This window comes from Streptomyces sp. NPDC001709, assembly GCF_053596375.1.
In genome coordinates this window covers 117,118-138,889 of record NZ_JBSFGB010000018.1, presented here as the reverse complement: position 1 = coordinate 138,889, position 21,772 = coordinate 117,118, and the positions used below count along the sequence as shown (strand labels likewise).

Here is a 21,772-nt window from a genome sequence, read left to right as displayed (position 1 = left end):
AGGGAGCGGGTGCACACAGTGTCCGGTGGAGAGGTGGCCGGGATCCTGGTGGCCGTCTTCTGGGCGATCCTGGTCTCCTTCCTCGCGGTGGCTCTCGCGAGGCTGGCCCAGACGCTCAAGGCGACCACCAAGCTCGTGGCGGACGTGACCGACCAGGCCGTCCCCCTGCTCGCCGACGCCTCCGCGACCGTGCGCTCCGCGCAGACCCAGATCGACCGCGTCGACGCCATCGCCTCCGACGTCCAGGAGGTCACGTCCAACGCCTCCGCGCTGTCGACCACCGTCGCCTCCACCTTCGGCGGCCCGCTGGTCAAGGTCGCGGCCTTCGGCTACGGCGTCCGCCGGGCGCTGGGCGGCCGCAAGGAGGACGTGCCCGCGAAGGCACCCCGGCGTACCGTGATCGTGGGCCGCACGGTTCCCGCCGCACGACGCAAGCGAAACCTCCGCGGGAAGTAGGGGCTGAGACCGAGCGATGTTCCGCCGTACGTTCTGGTTCACCACAGGTGTCGCCGCCGGCGTGTGGGTCACCACCAAGGTCAACCGCAAGCTCAAGCAGCTGACCCCGGAGAGCCTCGCCGCGACCGCGGCCAACAAGGCCCTGGAGACCGGTCAGCGACTCAAGGACCGCGCGGTGGGCTTCGCGCTCGACGTCCGCGACAACATGGCGCAGCGGGAGGCCGAGCTGGGCGAGGCGCTCGGCATCGACGCGGCCCCCGAACTCCCCGGGCCCCGGCGCTACCCCGCCATCGAGAACAACCGCAGCAACCCGAAGTACATCGAGAACACGACGTACTCGTACAACCGGAATGAGGACCACTGATGGAGTCGGCCGAGATTCGCCGCCGCTGGCTGAGCTTCTTCGAGGAGCGCGGGCACACCGTCGTCCCTTCGGCGTCGCTCATCGCGGACGACCCGACTCTGCTCCTCGTCCCCGCCGGCATGGTGCCCTTCAAGCCCTACTTCCTGGGTGAGGTCAAGCCGCCCTACCCGCGCGCCACCAGCGTGCAGAAGTGCGTGCGCACGCCCGACATCGAAGAGGTCGGCAAGACCACGCGCCACGGCACCTTCTTCCAGATGTGCGGCAACTTCTCCTTCGGCGACTACTTCAAGGAAGGCGCCATCAAGTACGCCTGGGAGCTGCTCACCACGCCCCAGGACAAGGGCGGTTACGGCCTCGACCCCGAGCGCCTGTGGATCACCGTCTACAAGGACGACGACGAGGCCGAGCGCATCTGGCACGAGGTCGTCGGCGTGCCCAAGGAGCGCATCCAGCGCCTGGGCATGAAGGACAACTACTGGTCCATGGGCGTCCCCGGCCCCTGCGGCCCCTGCTCCGAGATCAACTACGACCGCGGCCCCGAGTTCGGCGTCGAGGGCGGCCCCGCCGTCAACGACGAGCGGTACGTGGAGATCTGGAACCTCGTCTTCATGCAGTACGAGCGCGGCGAGGGCATCGGCAAGGACAACTTCGAGATCCTCGGGGACCTGCCGAGCAAGAACATCGACACGGGCCTTGGCATGGAGCGGCTCGCCATGATTCTGCAGGGCGTGCAGAACATGTACGAGATCGACACCTCCATGGCCGTCATCGACAAGGCCACCGAGCTGACCGGCGTCCGCTACGGCGACGCCCACGACTCGGACGTGTCCCTCCGCGTGGTCACCGACCACATGCGTACGGCCACGATGCTGATCGGCGACGGCGTCACCCCCGGCAACGAGGGCCGTGGCTACGTCCTGCGCCGCATCATGCGCCGCGCCATCCGCAACATGCGCCTGCTGGGTGCCACCGGCCCGGTCGTGCTCGACCTGATCGACACCGTGATCCGGATGATGGGGCAGCAGTACCCCGAACTGATCACCGACCGCGAGCGCATCGAGAAGGTCGCCCTCGCCGAGGAGAACGCTTTCCTCAAGACCCTGAAGGCCGGCACCAACATCCTCGACACCGCCGTCACCGAGACCAAGCAGGCCGGTGGCACGGTCCTGGCCGGCGACAAGGCCTTCCTGCTCCACGACACCTGGGGCTTCCCGATCGACCTCACCCTGGAGATGGCCGCCGAGCAGGGCCTTTCCGTGGACGAGGAGGGCTTCCGCCGCCTGATGAAGGAGCAGCGGGAGCGCGCCAAGGCCGACGCCCAGGCCAAGAAGACCGGCCACGCCGACATGGGTGCCTACCGGGAGATCGCCGACGCCGCCGGCGAGACCGACTTCATCGGCTACAGCGACACCGAGGGCGAGACCACCATCGTCGGCATCCTCGTCGACGGCGTCTCCTCGCCGGCCGCCACCGAGGGCGACGAGGTCGAGATCGTCCTCGACCGCACCCCGTTCTACGCCGAGGGCGGCGGCCAGATCGGCGACACCGGCCGGATCAAGGCCGACTCCGGTGCCGTGATCGAGATCCGCGACTGCCAGAAGCCGGTCCCGGGTGTCTACGTCCACAAGGGCGTCGTCCAGGTCGGCGAAGTGACCGTCGGCGCCAAGGCCCACGCCTCGATCGACGCCCGCCGTCGCAAGGCCATCGCCCGCGCCCACTCGGCCACCCACCTGACCCACCAGGCCCTGCGCGACGCCCTCGGCCCGACGGCCGCCCAGGCCGGTTCCGAGAACCAGCCCGGCCGCTTCCGCTTCGACTTCGGCTCCCCGTCCGCCGTGCCGACGGCCGTGATGACCGACGTCGAGCAGAAGATCAACGAGGTGCTCGCCCGCGACCTCGACGTGCACGCCGAGATCATGGGCATCGACGAGGCCAAGAAGCAGGGCGCCATCGCCGAGTTCGGCGAGAAGTACGGCGAGCGCGTCCGCGTGGTCACCATCGGCGACTTCTCCAAGGAGCTGTGCGGCGGCACGCACGTGCACAACACCGCCCAGCTGGGCCTGGTGAAGCTGCTCGGCGAGTCCTCCATCGGCTCCGGTGTCCGTCGTATCGAGGCCCTGGTCGGCGTGGACGCCTACACCTTCCTCGCCCGCGAGCACACGGTCGTCAACCAGCTGACCGAGCTGCTCAAGGGCCGCCCGGAGGAGCTGCCGGAGAAGGTCTCCTCGATGCTCGGCAAGCTGAAGGACGCCGAGAAGGAGATCGAGAAGTTCCGCGCCGAGAAGGTGCTCCAGGCCGCCGCCGGTCTCGCCGAGTCCGCGAAGGACGTGCGCGGTGTGGCCGTGGTGACCGGCCGGGTCCCGGACGGTACGACCCCCGATGACCTGCGCAAGCTGGTCCTCGACGTGCGCGGCCGCATCCAGGGCGGACGGGCCGCGGTCGTGGCCCTCTTCACGGTCACGGGCGGCAAGCCGCTGACGGTCATCGCCACCAACGAGGCCGCCCGCGAGCGCGGTCTCAAGGCCGGTGACCTGGTCCGCACGGCCGCCAAGACCCTCGGCGGCGGCGGTGGCGGCAAGCCGGACGTGGCCCAGGGCGGCGGCCAGAACCCCGCCGCCGTCGGTGAGGCCGTCGAGGCCGTCGAGCGTCTCGTCGCCGACACCGCCAAGTGACGGCGAAGAAGACGGCGAAGTAAGGAAACGGTCGGAAATGCGCAGAGGACGTCGGCTCTCGATCGACGTCGGGGACGCCCGGATCGGGGTCGCCTCGTGCGACCCCGATGGGATCCTCGCCACTCCGGTGGAGACGGTCCCCGGCCGGGACATCCCCGCCGCCCACCGCCGGTTGCGTCAACTGGTGGAGGAGTACGAGCCGATCGAGGTCGTCGTCGGACTCCCCCGCTCCCTCAAAGGGGGCGAGGGCCCGGCCGCCGTCAAGGTCCGTGCCTTCGCCCAGGAGCTGGCCAAGGGCATCAAGCCGGTGCCGGTCCGCCTGGTGGACGAGCGGATGACGACCGTGACGGCCAGCCAGGGACTGCGCGCCTCGGGGGTGAAATCGAAGAAGGGCCGGGCCGTCATCGACCAGGCAGCCGCTGTGATCATCCTGCAGCAGGCCCTGGAATCCGAACGGGTGTCAGGTAAAGCACCCGGCGAGGGCGTCGAAGTGGTCATCTGATCGCGATACGGTAACGTTCCGCGCGATGCGCCGGTGTTCGAACAGCCGACGCACAGCAAGAGGCGGAACGGAAGCGGGCCCACCGGCCCCGCGACCGGTCGGCCTCGCGGCTCTAGGGGATCGATGACTGAGTATGGCCGGGGCCCAGGCCCCGAACCGTGGCATCCGCAGGACCCGTTGTACGGGGACGGCGGATGGGAAGGGCAGCAGGCGCACCTCGGCCAGCAGCCTGGCTACGGCGGCCAGCCGCAGCACTACCCGCAGCAGCCGCAGTACGGCAACTGGAACCAGGAGCAGCAGCCCGGGTACGGCGACCAGCACTACCAGTACTACGACGAACAGGGTCATCCGCAGTACACCGCCCAGCCCCAGCAGCAGTACCAGCAGCACGGCGGCTGGGACGCGGCCGGAGCCCACGGCCAGGTGCCGTACCCCGCCGACCCCGGCGACCCGTACGGCCAGCAGCCCGCCGCCTATGGGGAGCAGCCCACCTTCTACGGCGGCGAGGACGCCTACCCGCCGCCGCAGCCGCCCGGCCGCAGGCGCCCGGAGGCGGAACCCGAGCCCGAGACCGCGCCCGACGAGGAGGAGCACGCCTTCTTCTCGGGGGGCGGCGCCGATGACGACGAGGAGGAGCACGAGCTCCAGAGCCGCCGTGACCGGCGCGGCAAGGGCAAGAAACCCGCCAAGAAGGGCCAGAAACGACGCACCGGCTGCGCCTGCATGGTCGTCGTCCTCGTCCTGGGCGGCGGCATCGGCACGGCCGGTTACTTCGGCTACAAGTTCTACCAAAATCGTTTCGCCCCGGCTCCCGACTACGTGGGCAGCGGCACCAACGAGACCGTGACGGTCGAGATCCCCAAGGGCGCGGGCGGCTGGGACATCGGCAACCGTCTGAAGCAGGCCGGGGTCGTCAAGAGCGCCGAAGCCTTCGTGCACGCGCAGAACGACATCCAGGGCGGCAACCGCATCCAGGCGGGTGCGTACCTCCTGAAAAAGGAGATGTCCGCCGCCAGCGCCGTGAAGATGATGCTGGACCCGAAGAGCCAGAACAATGTCGTGGTGACTCCGGGCGAGCGCAACGCGGGCGTCTACGAGGCGATCGACAAGAAACTCGAACTCTCCGCCGGCACCACCCGGAAGGTCGCCCAGAAGGAATACAAGAGCTTCGGCCTGCCGAGCTGGGCGCAGAACACGCAGTACGCCGGCGAGATCAAGGACCCGCTGGAGGGCTTCCTCTTCCCGGGCAACTATCCGGCCGCCAAGGGCATGAAGCCGGACAGCATCCTGAAGCAGATGGTCGCGGAGGCCAGGTCCAAGTACGACGCCTACGGTCTCACGGCGAAGGCGCAGGCCCTGGGCCTGAACAACGCGTTCGAGCTGGTCACGGTCGCGAGCCTGGTACAGGCGGAGGGCAAGACGCACGACGACTTCCGCAAGATGGCGGAAGTGGTCTACAACCGCCTGAAGCCCACCAATACCGAGACGAACCAGTACCTGCAGTTCGACTCGACGTACAACTACGTCAAGGGCACGAGCAACATCCACATCTCCCTCAAAGAGATCAACGGCAACCACAGCCCGTACAACACCTATACCCGCAAGGGACTTCCGCCCGGTCCGATCGGCAACCCCGGTGAGGACGCGCTGAAGGCGGCACTGGATCCGACACACGACGGCTGGATCTATTTCGTGGCGACCGACGGGGTGAACAACACCGAATTCGCCAAGACCCTCGCCGAATTCCAGCGACTCAAGGAAAAGTTCAATGCCAGCTCGGGCAACTGACGCCCGCCGTGCCGCCGTACTCGGTAAGCCCATCGCCCACTCGCTCTCCCCGGTGCTGCACCGGGCCGCGTACGACGAACTCGGGCTCACCGGGTGGTCGTACGACCGCTTCGAGGTGGACGAGGCCGGACTGCCCGGCTTCTTCGAGAAGCTCGGGCCGGAGTGGGCGGGGCTGTCGCTGACCATGCCGCTGAAGCGGGCGGTCATCCCGCTGGTGGACGAGATCAGCGACACGGCCGCCTCCGTCGACGCGGTCAACACGGTCGTCCTCACCGAGGACGGCCGCCGGCTCGGCGACAACACCGACATCCCGGGCATGGTGGCCGCCCTGCGCGAGCACGGCATCGAGCAGGTCGACTCCGCCGCCATCCTCGGTGCCGGCGCCACCGCCTCCTCCGCGCTCGCCGCCCTGGCCCGCGTGTGCACGGGTGAGGTCGTCGCCTACGTCCGCAGCGAGGCCCGCGCCGCCGAGATGCGCCGGTGGGGCGAACGCCTCGACGTGGACGTGCGTACGGCGGACTGGGCGGACGCCGAGCAGGCACTGCGCGCCCCCCTGGTGATCGCCACCACGCCCGCCGGCACGACCGACGCGCTCGCCGCCGCCGTACCCGAGCGTCCCGCCGCCCTCTTCGACGTGCTCTACGACCCCTGGCCCACCGAGCTGGCGGCCCGCTGGTCCATGTTCGGCGGAGCCGTGGTCAGCGGCCTCGACCTGCTGGTCCACCAGGCCGTCCTCCAGGTCGAGCAGATGACCGGCCGCTCCCCGGTGCCCGTGGAGGCGATGCGCCGCGCCGGTGAGAAGGCGCTCGCCGCCCGCTGACCGCCCGGCGACGCGTCCGCCTGCTGGACCGGCGGCCGGACAATCGCCCCGGACGTGGGAGGATCGGAGGTGGCGTACCGGGGTCGCGCACCCGGTCACGCCGTCGCCGTACGCGAGGACGTGCGTACGCAGGGCAGTACCGGGCGCGAGCACTGAGGAGCACCGTTGAGCAGGCTGCGTTGGCTGACCGCGGGGGAATCCCACGGTCCCGCACTTGTCGCGACGCTGGAGGGGCTTCCCGCCGGCGTGCCGATCACCACGGAGATGGTGGCGGACCACCTCGCACGGCGGCGGCTCGGCTATGGCCGCGGTGCGCGGATGAAGTTCGAGCGCGACGAGGTCACCTTCCTGGGCGGCGTCCGGCACGGCCTGACCCTCGGCTCCCCGGTCGCGATCATGGTGGGCAACACCGAGTGGCCCAAGTGGGAGCAGGTCATGGCGGCCGACCCGGTGGACCCGGAGATCCTTGCGGGCCTCGCCCGTAACGCGCCGCTGACCCGCCCGCGCCCCGGCCACGCCGACCTCGCCGGCATGCAGAAGTACGGCTTCGACGAGGCCCGCCCGATCCTGGAGCGCGCCTCCGCCCGTGAGACGGCCGCCCGGGTGGCCCTCGGCGCGGTCGCCCGCTCCTACCTGAAGGAGACGGCCGGCATCGAGATCGTCTCCCACGTGGTCGAGCTGTGCTCCGTGAAGGCTCCGCAGGGCGTGTACCCCACGCCGGCCGATGTCGAGAAGCTGGACGCCGACCCGCTGCGCTGCCTGGACGCGGACGCCTCGAAGGCGATGGTCGCGGAGGTCGACCAGGCCCACAAGGACGGCGACACGCTCGGTGGTGTGGTCGAGGTGCTGGCGTACGGCGTTCCGGTCGGCCTCGGCTCGCACGTGCACTGGGACCGCAAGCTGGACGCCCGGCTCGCCGGTGCCCTCATGGGTATCCAGGCGATCAAGGGCGTCGAGATCGGCGACGGCTTCGAGCTGGCTCGGGTACCCGGTTCCAAGGCGCACGACGAGATCGTCAACACGCCCGAGGGCATCCGGCGGGTCTCCGGTCACGCCGGCGGCACCGAGGGCGGACTGAGCACCGGGGAGCTGCTGCGGGTGCGGGCCGCGATGAAGCCGATCGCGACCGTGCCGCGCGCCCTGCAGACCGTGGACGTCACCACCGGCGAGGCCACCCAGGCCCACCACCAGCGCTCCGACGTCTCCGCCGTGCCGGCCGCCGGCATCGTCGCCGAGGCCATGGTCGCGCTCGTCCTCGCGGACGCGGTCGCCGAGAAGTTCGGCGGCGACTCCGTGGCCGAGACCCGCCGCAACGTGCAGTCGTACCTCGACAACCTCCGGATCCGGTGAGCGCCGTGCCTGCGGTCGTCCTGGTCGGACCGATGGGCGTCGGCAAGTCCACCGTCGGCCGGATGATCGCCGAGCGCCTCGGGCTCGGCTACCGGGACACCGACGAGGACATCGTCGCCGCCGAGGGCCGTGCCATCGCCGAGATCTTCGTCGACGAGGGCGAGCCCGTCTTCCGGGCGATCGAGAAGCGGGCCGTGCGCACCGCGCTCGCCGAGCACGAGGGCGTCCTCGCGCTCGGCGGCGGCGCCGTCCTCGACGCCGACACGCGCGCGCTGCTCTCCGGGCACCGGGTGGTCTACCTGTCCATGGACGTGGAGGAGGCCGTCAAGCGCACCGGCCTGAACGTGGCCCGGCCGCTGCTCGCCGTCAACCCGCGCAAGCAGTGGCGCGAACTGATGGAGGCGCGGCGGCACCTGTACGAGGAGGTCGCCTCCGCCGTCGTACCGACGGACGGCCGTACCCCCGAAGAGGTCACCCAAGCAGCGCTGGACGCACTGGAGTTGAAGGAAGCATGAGCGAGGCAGTCACCCGGATCCAGGTCGCCGGCACGGCGGGCACCGACCCCTACGAGGTGCTGGTCGGGCGTCAACTGCTCGGCGAGCTGGCCGGGTTGATCGGTGCCAAGGCCAAGCGGGTCGCGGTGATCCACCCCGAGGCGCTGGCCGAGACCGGTGACGCGCTGCGCGCCGACCTGGCCGGGCAGGGCTACGAGGCGATCGCCATCCAGGTGCCGAACGCCGAGGAGGCCAAGACGGCCGAGGTCGCCGCCTACTGCTGGAAGGCGCTCGGCCAGTCGGGCTTCACCCGCTCCGACGTCGTCGTCGGCGTGGGTGGCGGCGCGACCACGGACCTCGCCGGTTTCGTCGCCGCGACCTGGCTGCGGGGGGTGCGCTGGATCGCCATCCCGACCACCGTGCTGGCGATGGTGGACGCGGCGGTCGGCGGCAAGACCGGCATCAACACCGCCGAGGGCAAGAACCTCGTCGGCGCCTTCCACCCGCCGGCCGGCGTCCTGTGCGACCTGGCCGCCCTGGACTCCCTCCCGGTCAACGACTACGTCTCCGGGCTCGCCGAGGTCATCAAGGCCGGCTTCATCGCCGACCCGGTGATCCTGGACCTGATCGAGTCCGACCCCGAGTCCGCGCGGACCCCTGCGGGCCCGCACACGGCCGAGCTGATCGAGCGCTCCATCCGGGTGAAGGCGGAGGTCGTCTCGTCGGACCTGAAGGAGTCGGGCCTGCGCGAGATCCTCAACTACGGCCACACGCTCGGCCACGCCATCGAGCAGAACGAGCGCTACAAGTGGCGGCACGGCGCGGCGGTCGCCGTCGGCATGCACTTCGCCGCCGAACTGGGCCGCCTGGCGGGCCGGCTGGACGACGCGACGGCGGACCGCCACCGCACGGTCCTGGAAGCGGTCGGCCTCCCGCTGCACTACCGCTACGACCAGTGGCCCAAGCTGCTGGAGACCATGAAGATCGACAAGAAGTCCCGCGGCGACCTGCTGCGCTTCATCGTCCTCGACGGCCTGGCCAAGCCGACCGTCCTGGAGGGGCCGGACCCGGCCGTGCTGCTCGCCGCGTACGGAGAAGTGGGCCAGTAAGTCCCCGGCTGTTCCGTCCGCCCGATTCCTGACCTCGACTTCCTTTGCGGAATGGGCACTTCAGGCCGCCCCCGGCCGTTTCACCAAATGACGGCGGGGGACGGTACCGTTCGGTAGGCAGCGGGTTAGCCCCCGCTGCCTGCACGAACTGCTTGTACGAGACGGAGTGGCAACGGATGCAGCACGCAGTGGGGTCTCCGCTGCCGCCGCCCCACCAGCCGGGGCAGGTGCCGCACGCCGGCTGGGCGTCGGCCGCACACCACCCGGGCCCGCACCCGGGACCCGCCCCCGTGCCCCCGCCGCCGGGCTTCCCGGCCCCGGCCGGCGCCGTCCCGCCGACGCCCCCGCAACCCCCCGCGCCCCAGCCCCCCGCAGCGCAGCCCGCCGTCCCGTCGGCCCCTGATACCACCGGTCACGTCCCGCTGCCTCCCGGCGGCCCGGTCGGTGTGCCCATGGCGCCCCCGGCCCAGGCCGCGGTCCCCGACCCGGCGACCACGACCCTGGCCGTCCTGCTGATCGGCCCGGCCGGCGCGGGCAAGACCAGCGTCGCCAAGTACTGGGCGGACCACCGCCGCGTGCCCACCGCCCACATCAGCCTGGACGACGTCCGCGAATGGGTCCGCTCCGGCTTCGCCGACCCCCAGTCGGGCTGGAACGACAACTCCGAGGCCCAGTACCGCCTGGCCCGCCGCACCTGCGGCTTCGCCGCCCGCAACTTTCTCGCCAACGGCATCTCCTGCATCCTGGACGACGCCGTCTTCCCGGACCGCCCGGTCGTCGGCCTCGGCGGCTGGAAGCGGCACGTCGGCCCCGGTCTGCTCCCGGTCGTCCTGCTGCCGGGCCTGGACATCGTCCTGGAACGCAACGCCGAGCGCACCGGCAACCGCCGCCTCACCGACGAGGAGGTGGCCCGCATCCACGGCCGCATGGCCGGCTGGTACGGCTCGGGCCTCCCGATCATCGACAACTCCCAGCTGGACATCCACGGCACGGCCCGCGTACTGGACGAGGTCCTGGCGAGAGCGATAGCGAGCCCACCGAGCTGGTAAGCAGGGGGCAGGTGGTCCCACCTGAAGGGGCGCGGGCCCCACTCGGCCCCCAAAAACCGGCACAAACCGGTCAAAACTCCTACGCTCATCTCATGTCAGAGGTGTACGCGACCCGCCGATCCCGCCTGAGAGACCACTTCACCGCGGCCGGCACCACGGCAGCGCTCGTCACCCGCCCAGCCAACGTGCGCTACCTCGCCGCCGCAGCCCCCCAGGGCTCCGCGCTGCTGCTCGGCAAACGCGAGGACCTCCTCGTCTGCACGGGCCCGCCCGACGACCGCCCCTACGAGGGCCGCCCGGACGAGAACCTGCGCCTGCACGTCCTCCCGCCGAACGGCGTCCTCGGCGGCGACGCCGCAGTCGCGGCGGCCGACCTCGCCGTGGCCCAGGACGCCGATTCCCTGGCCGTGGAGGAACACCACCTCACGGTCGCCCGGCACAGGGCCATCACCGCCGTCGCCCCAGGTCTCCGCCTCGGCGACCTCGGCGCGGCCGTCGAGCAGCTCAGGGTGGTCAAGGACGAGGAGGAGATCTCCTGCCTGCGCATCGGCGCGGAGATCGCCGACCAGGCGCTCGGCGAGCTGCTGGAATCCATCCTGGTCGGCCGCACCGAACGGCACCTCGCGCTGGAGCTGGAGCGCCGCCTGGTCGACCACGGCGCCGACGGGCCGGCCTTTCCCACGTCCGTCGCCACCGGGCCGAACTCCGGCCGCCGCGGTCACCGCCCCACCGACCGCCGGGTGGAGGAGGGCGATTTCCTCACGGTGTGCCTGGGCGCGACCTACCGCGGCTACCGCTGCGAGATCGGCCGGACCTTCGTGATCGGCACCTCGCCCGCGGACTGGCAGATCGAGCTGTACGACCTCGTCTTCGCCGCCCAGCGCGCCGGACGCGAGTCCCTGGCACCCGGCGCCGCCTACCGCGACGTGGACCGCGCGGCACGCCACGTACTGGACTCCGCCGGCTATGCGGAGGCCCTGCCACCGCTGACCGGACACGGCGTCGGACTCGAAATCGACGAGGACCCGCAGTTGGCGCCCGCGGCCATGGGTAAACTGGACGCTTGCGTGCCGGTCACCGTCGAACCGGGGGTCCACCTCCCGGGCCGGGGCGGTGTCCGGATCGATGACACGCTCGTCGTACGCCCCGAGGCGGACGGCGGACCCGAGCTACTCACCATCACGACCAAGGAGCTGCTCGCGCTCTAGCCTCGCGCTGTGCGCATGCCCCGGGGTCGTACGTCAGTCCAGGAGATTCCGCAACCGTGGCTTCCACGAACGACCTCAAGAACGGCATGGTGCTCAAGCTCGAAGGCGGCCAGCTCTGGTCCGTCGTCGAGTTCCAGCACGTCAAGCCCGGCAAGGGCCCGGCCTTCGTGCGCACCAAGCTGAAGAACGTGCTGTCCGGCAAGGTGGTCGACAAGACCTTCAACGCCGGCGTCAAGGTCGAGACCGCCACTGTCGACAAGCGCGACATGCAGTTCTCGTACATGGACGGCGAGTACTTCGTCTTCATGGACATGGAGACCTACGACCAGCTGCACATCGACCGGAAGGCCGTCGGCGACGCCGCGAACTTCCTCGTCGAGGGCTTCACCGCCACCGTCGCGCAGCACGAGGGCGAGGTGCTCTTCGTCGAGCTCCCGGCGGCCGTCGAGCTGACCATCGCCGAGACCGAGCCGGGTGTCCAGGGCGACCGCTCCACCGGTGGTACCAAGCCCGCCACCCTGGAGACCGGCCACCAGATCCAGGTCCCGCTCTTCATCACCACCGGTGAGAAGATCAAGGTCGACACCCGTACGAGCGACTACCTCGGCCGGGTGAACAGCTAACCGTGGCTGCCCGCAACACGGCCCGCAAGCGCGCCTTCCAGATCCTCTTCGAGGGCGACCAGCGCAACGCCGACGTCCTGACGGTCCTCGCGGACTGGATCCGGCTGTCCCGGTCCGACACCCGGCAGCCGCCGGTCAGCGAGTACACGATGCAGCTGGTCGAGGGCTACGCGGAACACGCGAGGCGGATCGACGAGCTGATCGCCCAGTACGCGGTCGGCTGGACGCTGGACCGGATGCCGGTGGTCGACCGCAACATCCTGCGGCTGGGTGCGTACGAGCTGATCTGGGTCGACGAGACCCCCGACGCCGTCGTCCTTGACGAGATGGTGCAGCTGGCGAAGGAGTTCTCGACCGACGAGTCGCCGTCCTTCGTGAACGGTCTGCTCGGCCGGCTCAAGGAGCTCAAGCCGTCCCTGCGCCGGGACCAGGCGTAAAGCCCGGTACGACCTCGCCGGAGGCCCGCAGCATGCCTGTGCTGCGGGCCTCCGGCGTTTCCCCGGTGATGTGGAAAAGCCGCCGGGGTGGCCGGAACCAGTCAGGTTCCGGGCACCCCGGCGGCACGTTTCTGCTGATGCTCGGAGCGGTCAGCTCTCCTCGTGCGTCGCCACCGCGCGGCGGGCGTCCGCGTCCAGCACACCCCAGCTGATCAGCTGCTCGGTGAGGACCGAGGGGGACTGGTCGTAGATGACGGCGAGTGTGCGCAGGTCGTCCTGGCGGATGGAGAGCACCTTGCCGTTGTAGTCACCGCGCTGGGACTGGATCGTCGCCGCGTAGCGCTGCAGGGGGCCCGCCTTCTCGGCCGGCACCGTGGCCAGCCGCTCCAGGTCCAGAACCAGCTTCGGCGGGGGCTCGGCGGCGCCGCCCGGCGTGGTGCCCGGCAGGAGCTCCTGCACAGGAACCCCATAGAAATCGGCCAGCTCGGCGAGCCGCTGTACGGTTACGGCACGGTCGCCACGCTCGTACGAACCCACCACCACGGCCTTCCAGCGACCCTGGGACTTCTCCTCGACACCGTGGAGGGAAAGGCCCTGCTGGGTGCGGATGGCCCGGAGCTTGGCCCCGAGCTGTTTGGCGTATTCGCTGGACATATAGCTCCCCGGACACTGTGTCGACGCGGCCGGACTGGCTTCCCGCCGCGCGGCTGGTAACTCACTGTGAGGTTACGCAGCGTGACTCTTGTGCGTCAAGCCGAATGGTCCACACCGACTCTTCCGTGGTAGTGGCAGCCGGTTGCGCCAGGGGGGTGATCGGGGCCCTCGCCTGGACCTGCTACGGTGGATGGCGCAAATCCGACGTCCTTTAAGATCCGTCCCGTGAGGCGGAGAAGGAGGTCCGTTTTCCATGGACAACATGGACAAGCAGGACTCGCACGCCCAGCTGCGTGCATCCGATGCGCGGCCCGTTCTCGAAGGCCCCGACATCGCCCGCGTGCTGACCCGTATCGCCCACGAGATCGTGGAGCGCGCCAAGGGCGCCGACGACGTGGTGCTCCTCGGTATTCCCACCCGGGGTGTCTTCCTCGCCCAGCGGCTCGCCGTCAAGCTGGAGCAGATCACCGACCGCAAGGTCCCGGTCGGCTCGCTCGACATCACCATGTACCGCGACGACCTGCGCATGCACCCGCCGCGTGCGCTGGCCCGCACCGAGATCCCCGGTGACGGCATCGACGGCAAGCTGGTCGTCCTCGTCGACGACGTGCTCTTCTCCGGCCGTACCATCCGTGCCGCCCTCGACGCCCTGAACGACATCGGGCGCCCCCGTGCGGTCCAGCTCGCGGTCCTGGTGGACCGGGGCCACCGGGAGCTGCCCATCCGCGCCGACTACGTCGGCAAGAACCTCCCCACGTCGCTGCGGGAGACGGTCAAGGTCCAGCTCGCCGAGGAGGACGGTCGCGACACCGTGCTGCTCGGTGTGAAGCGGGCCGACCAGTAGCAGATCCGGCGCACGGCCGCTTCGGCGTGCCCGCATGCGCGCCGATTTGCCCCAATCCTCCCGAACTGCCTTACGGAGCCTGACAGATGCAGCGTCATCTCATCTCGGCCGCCGACCTCACCCGCGACGACGCCGTCCTGATCCTCGACACCGCCGAGGAGATGGCCCGGGTCGCCGACCGGCCGATCAAGAAGCTGCCGACCCTGCGCGGCCGCACGATCGTCAACCTCTTCTTCGAGGACTCCACGCGCACGCGTATCTCGTTCGAGGCCGCCGAGAAGCGCCTCTCCGCCGACGTCATCAACTTCTCCGCCAAGGGGTCCAGCGTCTCCAAGGGCGAGTCCCTGAAGGACACCGCCCAGACCCTCGAGGCGATGGGCGTCGACGCCGTGGTCATCCGGCACGGCGCCTCCGGAGCCCCGTACCGCCTCGCGAACTCCGGCTGGATCGACGCGGCCGTCATCAACGCCGGCGACGGCACCCACCAGCACCCCACCCAGGCCCTGCTGGACGCCTTCACCATGCGCCGTCGGCTGATCGGCCGGGACGCCGGCCTCGGCCAGGACCTGTCCGGCAAGCGCATCACCGTCGTCGGCGACGTCCTGCACAGCCGGGTCGCCCGCTCCAACGTCGACCTGCTGCACACCCTCGGCGCCGACGTCACCCTGGTCGCCCCGCCCACGCTGGTGCCGGTCGGTGTCGAGAGCTGGCCGTGCGAGGTGTCGTACGACCTCGACAGCGTGCTGCCGAAGTCCGACGCGGTGATGATGCTCCGGGTCCAGCGCGAGCGGATGAACGCCGCCTTCTTCCCGACCGAGCGCGAGTACTCCCGCCGCTACGGCCTCGACGGCGACCGGATGGCCCGGCTGCCCGAGCACGCCATCGTGATGCACCCCGGCCCGATGGTGCGCGGCATGGAGATCACCGCCGAGGTCGCCGACTCCGACCGCTGCACCGCCGTCGAGCAGGTCGCCAACGGCGTCTCCATCCGGATGGCCGTCCTGTACCTGCTGCTCGGCGGCAACGAACCCGCCGTCACCCACACCCGCCCCACCGGTTCCGAGGAGAAGTAAGACCCATGAGCAAGATCCTGATCCGTGGTGCGAAGGTGCTCGGCGGCGAGCCGCAGGACGTGCTGATCGACGGCGAGGTGATCGAGGCGGTCGGCACGGGGCTGTCCGCCGAGGGCGCCGAGGTCGTGGAGGCCGGCGGCAAGGTGCTGCTGCCGGGCCTGGTCGACCTGCACACCCACCTGCGCGAGCCGGGCCGCGAGGACTCCGAGACGGTCCTGACCGGCACCCGCGCGGCCGCCTCCGGGGGCTACACCGCGGTCTTCGCCATGGCCAACACCTTCCCCGTCGCCGACACCGCCGGCGTCGTCGAGCAGGTCTACCGGCTGGGCCAGGAGCACGGCTACTGCGATGTGCAGCCCATCGGCGCCGTCACCGTCGGCCTGGAGGGCAAGAAGCTCGCCGAGCTGGGCGCCATGCACGAGTCCGCCGCCGGGGTCACCGTCTTCTCCGACGACGGCAAGTGCGTCGACGACGCGGTGATCATGCGCCGTGCGCTGGAGTACGTGAAGGCCTTCGGCGGGGTCGTCGCCCAGCACGCGCAGGAGCCGCGGCTCACCGAGGGCGCCCAGATGAACGAGGGCGTCGTCTCCGCCGAGCTGGGCCTGGGCGGCTGGCCGGCCGTCGCCGAGGAGTCGATCATCGCCCGCGATGTGCTCCTCGCCGAGCACGTCGGCTCCCGCGTCCACATCTGCCACCTGTCGACCGCCGGTTCCGTGGAGATCGTCCGCTGGGCCAAGTCCCGCGGCATCGCCGTCACCGCCGAGGTGACCCCGCACCACCTGCTCCTCACCGACGAGCTGGTGCGCACCTACAACCCGGTCTACAAGGTCAACCCGCCGCTGCGCACCGAGCGGGACGTGCACGCCCTGCGCGAGGCGCTCGCGGACGGCACGATCGACATCGTCGCCACCGACCACGCCCCCCACCCGCACGAGGACAAGGACTGCGAGTGGGCCGCGGCCGCCATGGGCATGGTCGGCCTGGAGACCGCGTTGTCAGTGGTCCAGGAGACCATGGTCGACACGGGCCTGCTGGACTGGGCCGGCGTCGCCGACCGTATGTCCGTCAAGCCCGCGCAGATCGGACAGGCCACCGGGCACGGCCGTCCCGTCTCGGCTGGTGAGCCCGCCAACCTCACCCTCGTCGACACGGAATACCGTGGCCGGGTGGACCCCGCGGGCTTCGCCTCGCGCAGCCGCAACACCCCGTACCAGGGGCGTGAGCTGCCGGGCCGTGTGACGCACACGTGGCTGCGGGGCAAGGCCACGCTCGTCGACGGGAAGCTCACGTGACACCTGTAATCCTGCTGGCCGAGGCCAAGAGGTCGGCCGACGTCACCGACTGGCCGGCCCGCATCGGCTGGCTCGTCGGACTCGCCCTCTTCATCGCGCTCGTCTACTGGCTGATGCGCGAGGGCTGGAAGTGGCGCGGCACCCTCCAGAGTGACCTGCCCGCGCCGCCCAGCGCGCCGGAGGAGACCGGCCCGGCGAAACTTGAGCTGAGCGGCCGCTACCACGGCTCCACCACCGCAGGACAGTGGCTGGACCGCATCGTGGCCCACGGCCTGGGCACCCGCAGCCGGGTCGAGCTGACCCTGACGGAGCAAGGTCTGGAGGTCGAACGCCCCGGAGCCAGAGACTTCTTCGTCCCCACCACCGCGCTGCGCGGGGCCCGGCTGGACAAGGCCATCGCCGGCAAGGTCCTCCCCGAGGGCGGACTGCTGGTGGTGACCTGGGCGCTCGGCGACAAGCTGATCGACTCCGGCTTCCGCTCCGACGAGGCGGCCGAGCACACCGAGTGGGTCGACACCCTGAACCACATGATCAACGACACGGAAGGCGCACGATGACGACCTCCACCAGGGGAACTGCCAAGGTTCCCGCCGTACTCGTCCTGGAGGACGGCCGCACCTTCCGCGGCCGCGCCTACGGGGCCGTGGGGGAGACCTTCGGCGAGGCCGTGTTCTCCACCGGTATGACCGGCTACCAGGAAACCCTGACCGATCCCTCGTACGACCGGCAGATCGTCGTCGCGACCGCCCCGCAGATCGGCAACACCGGCTGGAACGACGAGGACGACGAGTCGAGCCGCATCTGGGTCTCCGGCTACGTCGTGCGCGACCCCGCGCGCGTGCCGTCCAACTGGCGCGCCAAGCGTTCCCTGGACGACGAGCTGGTCGCCCAGGGCGTGGTCGGCATCTCCGGGATCGACACCCGCGCCCTCACCCGCCACCTGCGCGAGCGCGGCTCCATGCGCGCCGGCATCTTCTCCGGCGAGGCGATCACGGCCGAGTCCGAGCTCCTCACGCGTGTGCAGGCCCAGCCCCGCATGAAGGGCCTGAGCCTGTACGAGGAGGTCGCGACCAAGGAGGCGTACGTCGTCCCCGCGATCGGCGAGAAGCGGTTCACCGTCGCCGCCGTCGACCTCGGCATCAAGGGCATGACCCCGCAGCGGATGGCCGAGCGCGGCATCGAGGTGCACGTGCTCCCGGCGACGGCCACGGCCGACGAGATCTACGCCGTGAACCCGGACGGGGTCTTCTTCTCCAACGGCCCCGGTGACCCGGCCACGGCCGACGGCCCGGTCGCGCTGATGACCGCCGTCCTGGAGCGCAGGACGCCGCTGTTCGGCATCTGCTTCGGCAACCAGATCCTCGGCCGCGCCCTCGGCTTCGGCACCTACAAGCTGAAGTACGGCCACCGCGGCATCAACCAGCCGGTCCAGGACCGTACGACCGGCAAGGTCGAGGTCACCGCGCACAACCACGGCTTCGCCGTGGACGCGCCGCTCGACAAGGTCAGCGAGACCAGGTTCGGCCGCGCCGAGGTCTCCCACGTCTGCCTGAACGACGACGTCGTGGAGGGGCTGCAGCTGCTCGACCAGCCGGCCTTCTCCGTCCAGTACCACCCCGAAGCGGCAGCGGGCCCGCACGACGCCGCCTACCTGTTCGACCGCTTCGTTTCCCTGATGGAGGGCCAGCGTGCCTAAGCGCACCGATATCCAGTCCGTCCTGGTCATCGGCTCCGGCCCGATCGTCATCGGCCAGGCCGCCGAGTTCGACTACTCCGGCACGCAGGCGTGCCGCATCCTGCGCGCCGAGGGCCTGCGCGTGATCCTCGTCAACTCCAACCCGGCGACGATCATGACCGACCCGGAGATCGCCGACGCCACGTACGTCGAGCCGATCACCCCGGAGTTCGTCGAGAAGATCATCGTCAAGGAGCGCCCCGACGCCCTGCTGCCCACCCTGGGCGGCCAGACGGCCCTGAACACCGCCATCTCGCTGCACGAGAACGGCGTCCTGGCCAAGTACGGCGTCGAGCTGATCGGCGCCAAGCCCGAGGCGATCCACAAGGGCGAGGACCGCGACCTGTTCAAGGAGGTCGTGGAGGAGGTCCGGCGCAAGACCGGACACGGCGAGTCCGCCCGCTCGGTCATCTGCCACTCCATGGACGACGTCCTCAAGGGCGTCGAGACGCTCGGCGGCTACCCCGTCGTCGTCCGCCCGTCCTTCACCATGGGCGGCGCCGGCTCCGGCTTCGCCCACGACGAGGAGGAGCTGCGCCGCATCGCCGGTCAGGGCCTCACGCTCTCCCCGACCACCGAGGTGCTCCTGGAGGAGTCCATCCTCGGCTGGAAGGAGTACGAGCTGGAGCTGATGCGCGACAAGCACGACAACGTCGTGGTCGTCTGCTCCATCGAGAACTTCGACCCCATGGGCGTGCACACCGGTGACTCGATCACCGTCGCGCCCGCGATGACGCTCACCGACCGCGAGTACCAGATCCTGCGCGACATCGGCATCGCCGTGATCCGCGAGGTCGGCGTCGACACCGGCGGCTGCAACATCCAGTTCGCGGTGAACCCCGACGACGGCCGCGTGATCGTCATCGAGATGAACCCGCGTGTGTCGCGGTCGTCGGCCCTCGCCTCCAAGGCGACCGGCTTCCCCATCGCCAAGATCGCCGCCAAGCTGGCCGTCGGCTACACCCTGGACGAGATCCCGAACGACATCACCCAGGAGACGCCGGCCTCCTTCGAGCCGACCCTCGACTACGTGGTGGTCAAGGCCCCGCGGTTCGCCTTCGAGAAGTTCCCGCAGGCCGACTCCACGCTGACCACCACCATGAAGTCGGTCGGCGAGGCCATGGCCATCGGGCGCAACTTCCCCGAGGCCTTCCAGAAGGCGCTGCGCTCGCTGGAGAAGAAGGGCAGCCAGTTCACCTTCGTCGGCGAGACCGGGGACAAGGACGCGCTGCTGCGCGAGGCCGTGCGCCCCACCGACGGCCGGATCAACACGGTCATGCAGGCCATCCGCGCCGGTGCCACGCCCGAGGAGATCTTCGAGTACACGAAGATCGACCCCTGGTTCGTGGACCAGCTCTTCCTGATCAAGGAGATCGCGGACGAGCTGGCCGAGGCGCCCGAGCTGACCCGCGAGCTGCTCGCCGAGGCCAAGCGGCACGGCTTCTCCGACCAGCAGGTCGGTGAGATCCGCGGCCTGCGCGAGGACGTCGTCCGCGAGGTCCGGCACGCGCTCGGCCTGCGCCCGGTCTACAAGACGGTCGACACCTGCGCCGCCGAGTTCGCCGCGAAGACGCCCTACTTCTACTCCGCCTACGACGAGGAGTCGGAGGTCGCGACCCGCGAGAAGCCGGCCGTCATCATCCTGGGCTCCGGCCCGAACCGCATCGGCCAGGGCATCGAGTTCGACTACTCCTGCGTCCACGCCTCCTTCGCGCTGAGCGACGCGGGCTACGAGACCGTGATGGTCAACTGCAACCCGGAGACCGTCTCCACCGACTACGACACCTCCGACCGGCTGTACTTCGAGCCGCTGACGCTGGAGGACGTGCTGGAGATCGTGCACGCCGAGCAGCAGGCCGGACCGGTCGCGGGCGTGATCGTGCAGCTGGGCGGCCAGACCCCGCTCGGCCTGTCGCAGGCCCTGAAGGACAACGGCGTGCCGATCGTCGGCACGTCCCCGGAGGCCATCCACGCGGCCGAGGACCGCGGCGCCTTCGGGCGCGTCCTCGCCGAGGCGGGCCTGCCGGCCCCGAAGCACGGCACGGCCACCACCTTCGACGAGGCCAAGGCCATCGCCGACGAGATCGGCTACCCGGTCCTGGTCCGGCCGTCGTACGTGCTCGGCGGGCGCGGCATGGAGATCGTCTACGACGAGACCCGCCTCGCCGCCTACATCGCCGAGTCGACCGAGATCAGCCCCTCCCGGCCGGTCCTCGTCGACCGCTTCCTGGACGACGCGATAGAGATCGACGTCGACGCCCTCTACGACGGCGAGGAGCTGTACCTCGGCGGCGTGATGGAGCACATCGAGGAGGCCGGCATCCACTCCGGCGACTCGGCGTGCGCCCTGCCCCCGATCACCCTCGGCGGCTTCGACATCAAGCGGCTGCGTGCCTCGACCGAGGCCATCGCCAAGGGTGTCGGGGTCCGCGGGCTCATCAACATCCAGTTCGCCATGGCCGGAGACATCCTCTACGTCCTGGAGGCCAACCCGCGCGCCTCCCGGACGGTCCCCTTCACCTCCAAGGCGACGGCGGTGCCGCTCGCGAAGGCCGCCGCCCGCATCTCGCTGGGCGCGACGATCGCCGAACTGCGCGCCGAGGGCCTGCTGCCGAAGGACGGCGACGGCGGCGAGCTGCCGCTGGACGCGCCGATCTCCGTCAAGGAGGCCGTCATGCCGTGGTCGCGCTTCCGCGACATCCACGGCCGCGGCGTCGACACCATCCTCGGCCCGGAGATGCGCTCCACCGGCGAGGTCATGGGCATCGACTCCGTCTTCGGCACGGCGTACGCCAAGTCGCAGGCGGGCGCCTACGGCCCGCTGCCCACCAAGGGCCGCGCGTTCATCTCGGTCGCCAACCGCGACAAGCGCTCGATGATCTTCCCGGCGCGTGAGCTGGTCGCCCACGGCTTCGAGCTGCTGGCCACGTCGGGCACCGCCGAGGTCCTCAAGCGCAACGGCATCAACGCCGCGGTCGTGCGCAAGCAGTCCGAGGGCACCGGCCCGAACGGCGAGCGGACCATCGTCCAGCTGATCCACGACGGCGAGGTCGACCTCATCGTCAACACCCCGTACGGCACCGGTGGCCGCCTCGACGGCTACGACATCCGTACGGCCGCGGTGGCCCGCTCCGTGCCGTGCCTGACCACCGTCCAGGCACTCGCCGCGGCCGTCCAGGGCATCGACGCACTCAACCACGGTGACGTGGGCGTCCGTTCGCTCCAGGAACACGCGGAACACCTGACCGCGGGCCGCGACTAGCAGCCCTGAGGGGGACACCGGAAACGGTGTCCCCCTCTTC

The 21,772-nt window shown here is 70.4% G+C and carries 20 protein-coding genes; 19 read left to right on the top strand and 1 reads right to left on the bottom strand.

What is annotated here, in order from left to right; translation table 11 throughout:
• Positions 1-9: 9 nt before the first annotated feature.
• From ACWC0C_RS25800 to nusB, 13 genes are all read left to right on the top strand, one after another.
• Entirely contained in the window at positions 10-456 is a 447-nt protein-coding gene (locus ACWC0C_RS25800) for a DUF948 domain-containing protein (protein WP_449196714.1), read from the top strand.
• 16 nt (positions 457-472) lie between these two features.
• Positions 473-820, top strand: a complete 348-nt coding sequence (locus tag ACWC0C_RS25795; protein ID WP_450866149.1) for a hypothetical protein — start codon at positions 473-475, stop codon at positions 818-820.
• Positions 820-3,492 carry an alanine--tRNA ligase gene (alaS, locus tag ACWC0C_RS25790; protein ID WP_450866148.1) on the top strand — a complete coding sequence of 891 codons (2,673 nt, stop codon included), beginning with the start codon at positions 820-822 and terminating at the stop codon, positions 3,490-3,492. The genes ACWC0C_RS25795 and alaS overlap by 1 nt, the downstream gene beginning before the upstream one ends.
• Positions 3,493-3,529: 37 nt before the next feature.
• Positions 3,530-3,994, top strand: coding sequence for a Holliday junction resolvase RuvX (gene ruvX, locus ACWC0C_RS25785; protein WP_023552096.1), 465 nt, complete (start codon positions 3,530-3,532; stop codon positions 3,992-3,994).
• Positions 3,995-4,117: 123 nt separating this feature from the next.
• Complete coding sequence (mltG, locus tag ACWC0C_RS25780) at positions 4,118-5,782, top strand: endolytic transglycosylase MltG (RefSeq protein ID WP_450866146.1); 1,665 nt, start codon at positions 4,118-4,120, stop codon at positions 5,780-5,782.
• Entirely contained in the window at positions 5,763-6,602 is an 840-nt protein-coding gene (locus ACWC0C_RS25775; RefSeq protein ID WP_450866144.1) for a shikimate dehydrogenase, read from the top strand. The genes mltG and ACWC0C_RS25775 overlap by 20 nt, the downstream gene beginning before the upstream one ends.
• Positions 6,603-6,767: 165 nt before the next feature.
• Entirely contained in the window at positions 6,768-7,952 is a 1,185-nt protein-coding gene (aroC, locus tag ACWC0C_RS25770; protein WP_449196720.1) for a chorismate synthase, read from the top strand.
• 32 nt (positions 7,953-7,984) lie between these two features.
• Positions 7,985-8,467: a shikimate kinase gene (locus tag ACWC0C_RS25765; protein ID WP_449196823.1), complete on the top strand. Its 483-nt coding sequence runs from the start codon at positions 7,985-7,987 to the stop codon at positions 8,465-8,467.
• The gene (gene aroB / locus ACWC0C_RS25760) at positions 8,464-9,555 is read left to right on the top strand and encodes a 3-dehydroquinate synthase (protein ID WP_449196721.1); all 1,092 of its coding nucleotides are present in this window, start codon (positions 8,464-8,466) and stop codon (positions 9,553-9,555) included. The genes ACWC0C_RS25765 and aroB overlap by 4 nt, the downstream gene beginning before the upstream one ends.
• Before the next feature lie 176 nt (positions 9,556-9,731).
• Positions 9,732-10,604 (top strand): Pro-rich N-terminal domain-containing protein, encoded by an 873-nt coding sequence (locus ACWC0C_RS25755; protein ID WP_449196722.1) that lies wholly within the window; start codon positions 9,732-9,734, stop codon positions 10,602-10,604.
• 92 nt (positions 10,605-10,696) lie between these two features.
• A complete protein-coding gene (locus ACWC0C_RS25750; RefSeq protein ID WP_449196723.1) occupies positions 10,697-11,812 on the top strand; it encodes an aminopeptidase P family protein in 1,116 nt (371 codons plus the stop codon).
• 56 nt (positions 11,813-11,868) lie between these two features.
• A complete protein-coding gene (efp, locus tag ACWC0C_RS25745; RefSeq protein WP_014671526.1) occupies positions 11,869-12,435 on the top strand; it encodes an elongation factor P in 567 nt (188 codons plus the stop codon).
• Positions 12,436-12,437: 2 nt separating this feature from the next.
• Complete coding sequence (nusB, locus tag ACWC0C_RS25740; protein ID WP_449196724.1) at positions 12,438-12,872, top strand: transcription antitermination factor NusB; 435 nt, start codon at positions 12,438-12,440, stop codon at positions 12,870-12,872.
• 150 nt (positions 12,873-13,022) lie between these two features.
• Here nusB and bldD read toward each other — a convergent pair whose 3' ends face one another.
• A complete protein-coding gene (gene bldD, locus ACWC0C_RS25735; RefSeq protein ID WP_086170636.1) occupies positions 13,023-13,526 on the bottom strand; it encodes a transcriptional regulator BldD in 504 nt (167 codons plus the stop codon).
• 262 nt (positions 13,527-13,788) lie between these two features.
• On the opposite strand from bldD, the gene pyrR reads away from it, so the two are divergent.
• From pyrR to carB, 6 genes are all read left to right on the top strand, one after another.
• Positions 13,789-14,370: a bifunctional pyr operon transcriptional regulator/uracil phosphoribosyltransferase PyrR gene (gene pyrR / locus ACWC0C_RS25730; RefSeq protein ID WP_449196824.1), complete on the top strand. Its 582-nt coding sequence runs from the start codon at positions 13,789-13,791 to the stop codon at positions 14,368-14,370.
• Between the two features lie 86 nt (positions 14,371-14,456).
• A complete protein-coding gene (locus tag ACWC0C_RS25725; RefSeq protein ID WP_450866142.1) occupies positions 14,457-15,443 on the top strand; it encodes an aspartate carbamoyltransferase catalytic subunit in 987 nt (328 codons plus the stop codon).
• Positions 15,444-15,448: 5 nt separating this feature from the next.
• Positions 15,449-16,735 carry a dihydroorotase gene (locus ACWC0C_RS25720; RefSeq protein ID WP_450866141.1) on the top strand — a complete coding sequence of 429 codons (1,287 nt, stop codon included), beginning with the start codon at positions 15,449-15,451 and terminating at the stop codon, positions 16,733-16,735.
• On the top strand, positions 16,732-17,292 hold the full coding sequence (locus tag ACWC0C_RS25715) for a PH-like domain-containing protein (protein WP_449196727.1): 561 nt from the start codon (positions 16,732-16,734) through the stop codon (positions 17,290-17,292). Before ACWC0C_RS25720 ends, ACWC0C_RS25715 begins: the two co-directional genes overlap by 4 nt.
• A complete protein-coding gene (gene carA / locus ACWC0C_RS25710) occupies positions 17,289-18,431 on the top strand; it encodes a glutamine-hydrolyzing carbamoyl-phosphate synthase small subunit (RefSeq protein ID WP_449196728.1) in 1,143 nt (380 codons plus the stop codon). Before ACWC0C_RS25715 ends, carA begins: the two co-directional genes overlap by 4 nt.
• Entirely contained in the window at positions 18,424-21,732 is a 3,309-nt protein-coding gene (gene carB / locus ACWC0C_RS25705) for a carbamoyl-phosphate synthase large subunit (RefSeq protein WP_450866138.1), read from the top strand. The genes carA and carB overlap by 8 nt, the downstream gene beginning before the upstream one ends.
• The last annotated feature ends 40 nt before the right edge of the window (positions 21,733-21,772 follow it).

Excerpts from the sequence above, each read along its gene's own strand:
- ACWC0C_RS25795 (WP_450866149.1), top strand. The coding sequence starts at position 473 with ATGTTCCGCCGTACGTTCTGGTTCACCACAGGTGTCGCCGCCGGCGTG.
- alaS (WP_450866148.1), top strand. The coding sequence starts at position 820 with ATGGAGTCGGCCGAGATTCGCCGCCGCTGGCTGAGCTTCTTCGAGGAG.
- ruvX (WP_023552096.1), top strand. The coding sequence starts at position 3,530 with ATGCGCAGAGGACGTCGGCTCTCGATCGACGTCGGGGACGCCCGGATC.
- mltG (WP_450866146.1), top strand. The coding sequence starts at position 4,118 with ATGACTGAGTATGGCCGGGGCCCAGGCCCCGAACCGTGGCATCCGCAG.
- ACWC0C_RS25775 (WP_450866144.1), top strand. The coding sequence starts at position 5,763 with ATGCCAGCTCGGGCAACTGACGCCCGCCGTGCCGCCGTACTCGGTAAG.
- ACWC0C_RS25765 (WP_449196823.1), top strand. The coding sequence starts at position 7,985 with ATGGGCGTCGGCAAGTCCACCGTCGGCCGGATGATCGCCGAGCGCCTC.
- aroB (WP_449196721.1), top strand. The coding sequence starts at position 8,464 with ATGAGCGAGGCAGTCACCCGGATCCAGGTCGCCGGCACGGCGGGCACC.
- ACWC0C_RS25755 (WP_449196722.1), top strand. The coding sequence starts at position 9,732 with ATGCAGCACGCAGTGGGGTCTCCGCTGCCGCCGCCCCACCAGCCGGGG.
- ACWC0C_RS25750 (WP_449196723.1), top strand. The coding sequence starts at position 10,697 with ATGTCAGAGGTGTACGCGACCCGCCGATCCCGCCTGAGAGACCACTTC.
- bldD (WP_086170636.1), bottom strand. The coding sequence starts at position 13,526 with ATGTCCAGCGAATACGCCAAACAGCTCGGGGCCAAGCTCCGGGCCATC.
- pyrR (WP_449196824.1), top strand. The coding sequence starts at position 13,789 with ATGGACAAGCAGGACTCGCACGCCCAGCTGCGTGCATCCGATGCGCGG.
- ACWC0C_RS25725 (WP_450866142.1), top strand. The coding sequence starts at position 14,457 with ATGCAGCGTCATCTCATCTCGGCCGCCGACCTCACCCGCGACGACGCC.
- ACWC0C_RS25720 (WP_450866141.1), top strand. The coding sequence starts at position 15,449 with ATGAGCAAGATCCTGATCCGTGGTGCGAAGGTGCTCGGCGGCGAGCCG.
- carA (WP_449196728.1), top strand. The coding sequence starts at position 17,289 with ATGACGACCTCCACCAGGGGAACTGCCAAGGTTCCCGCCGTACTCGTC.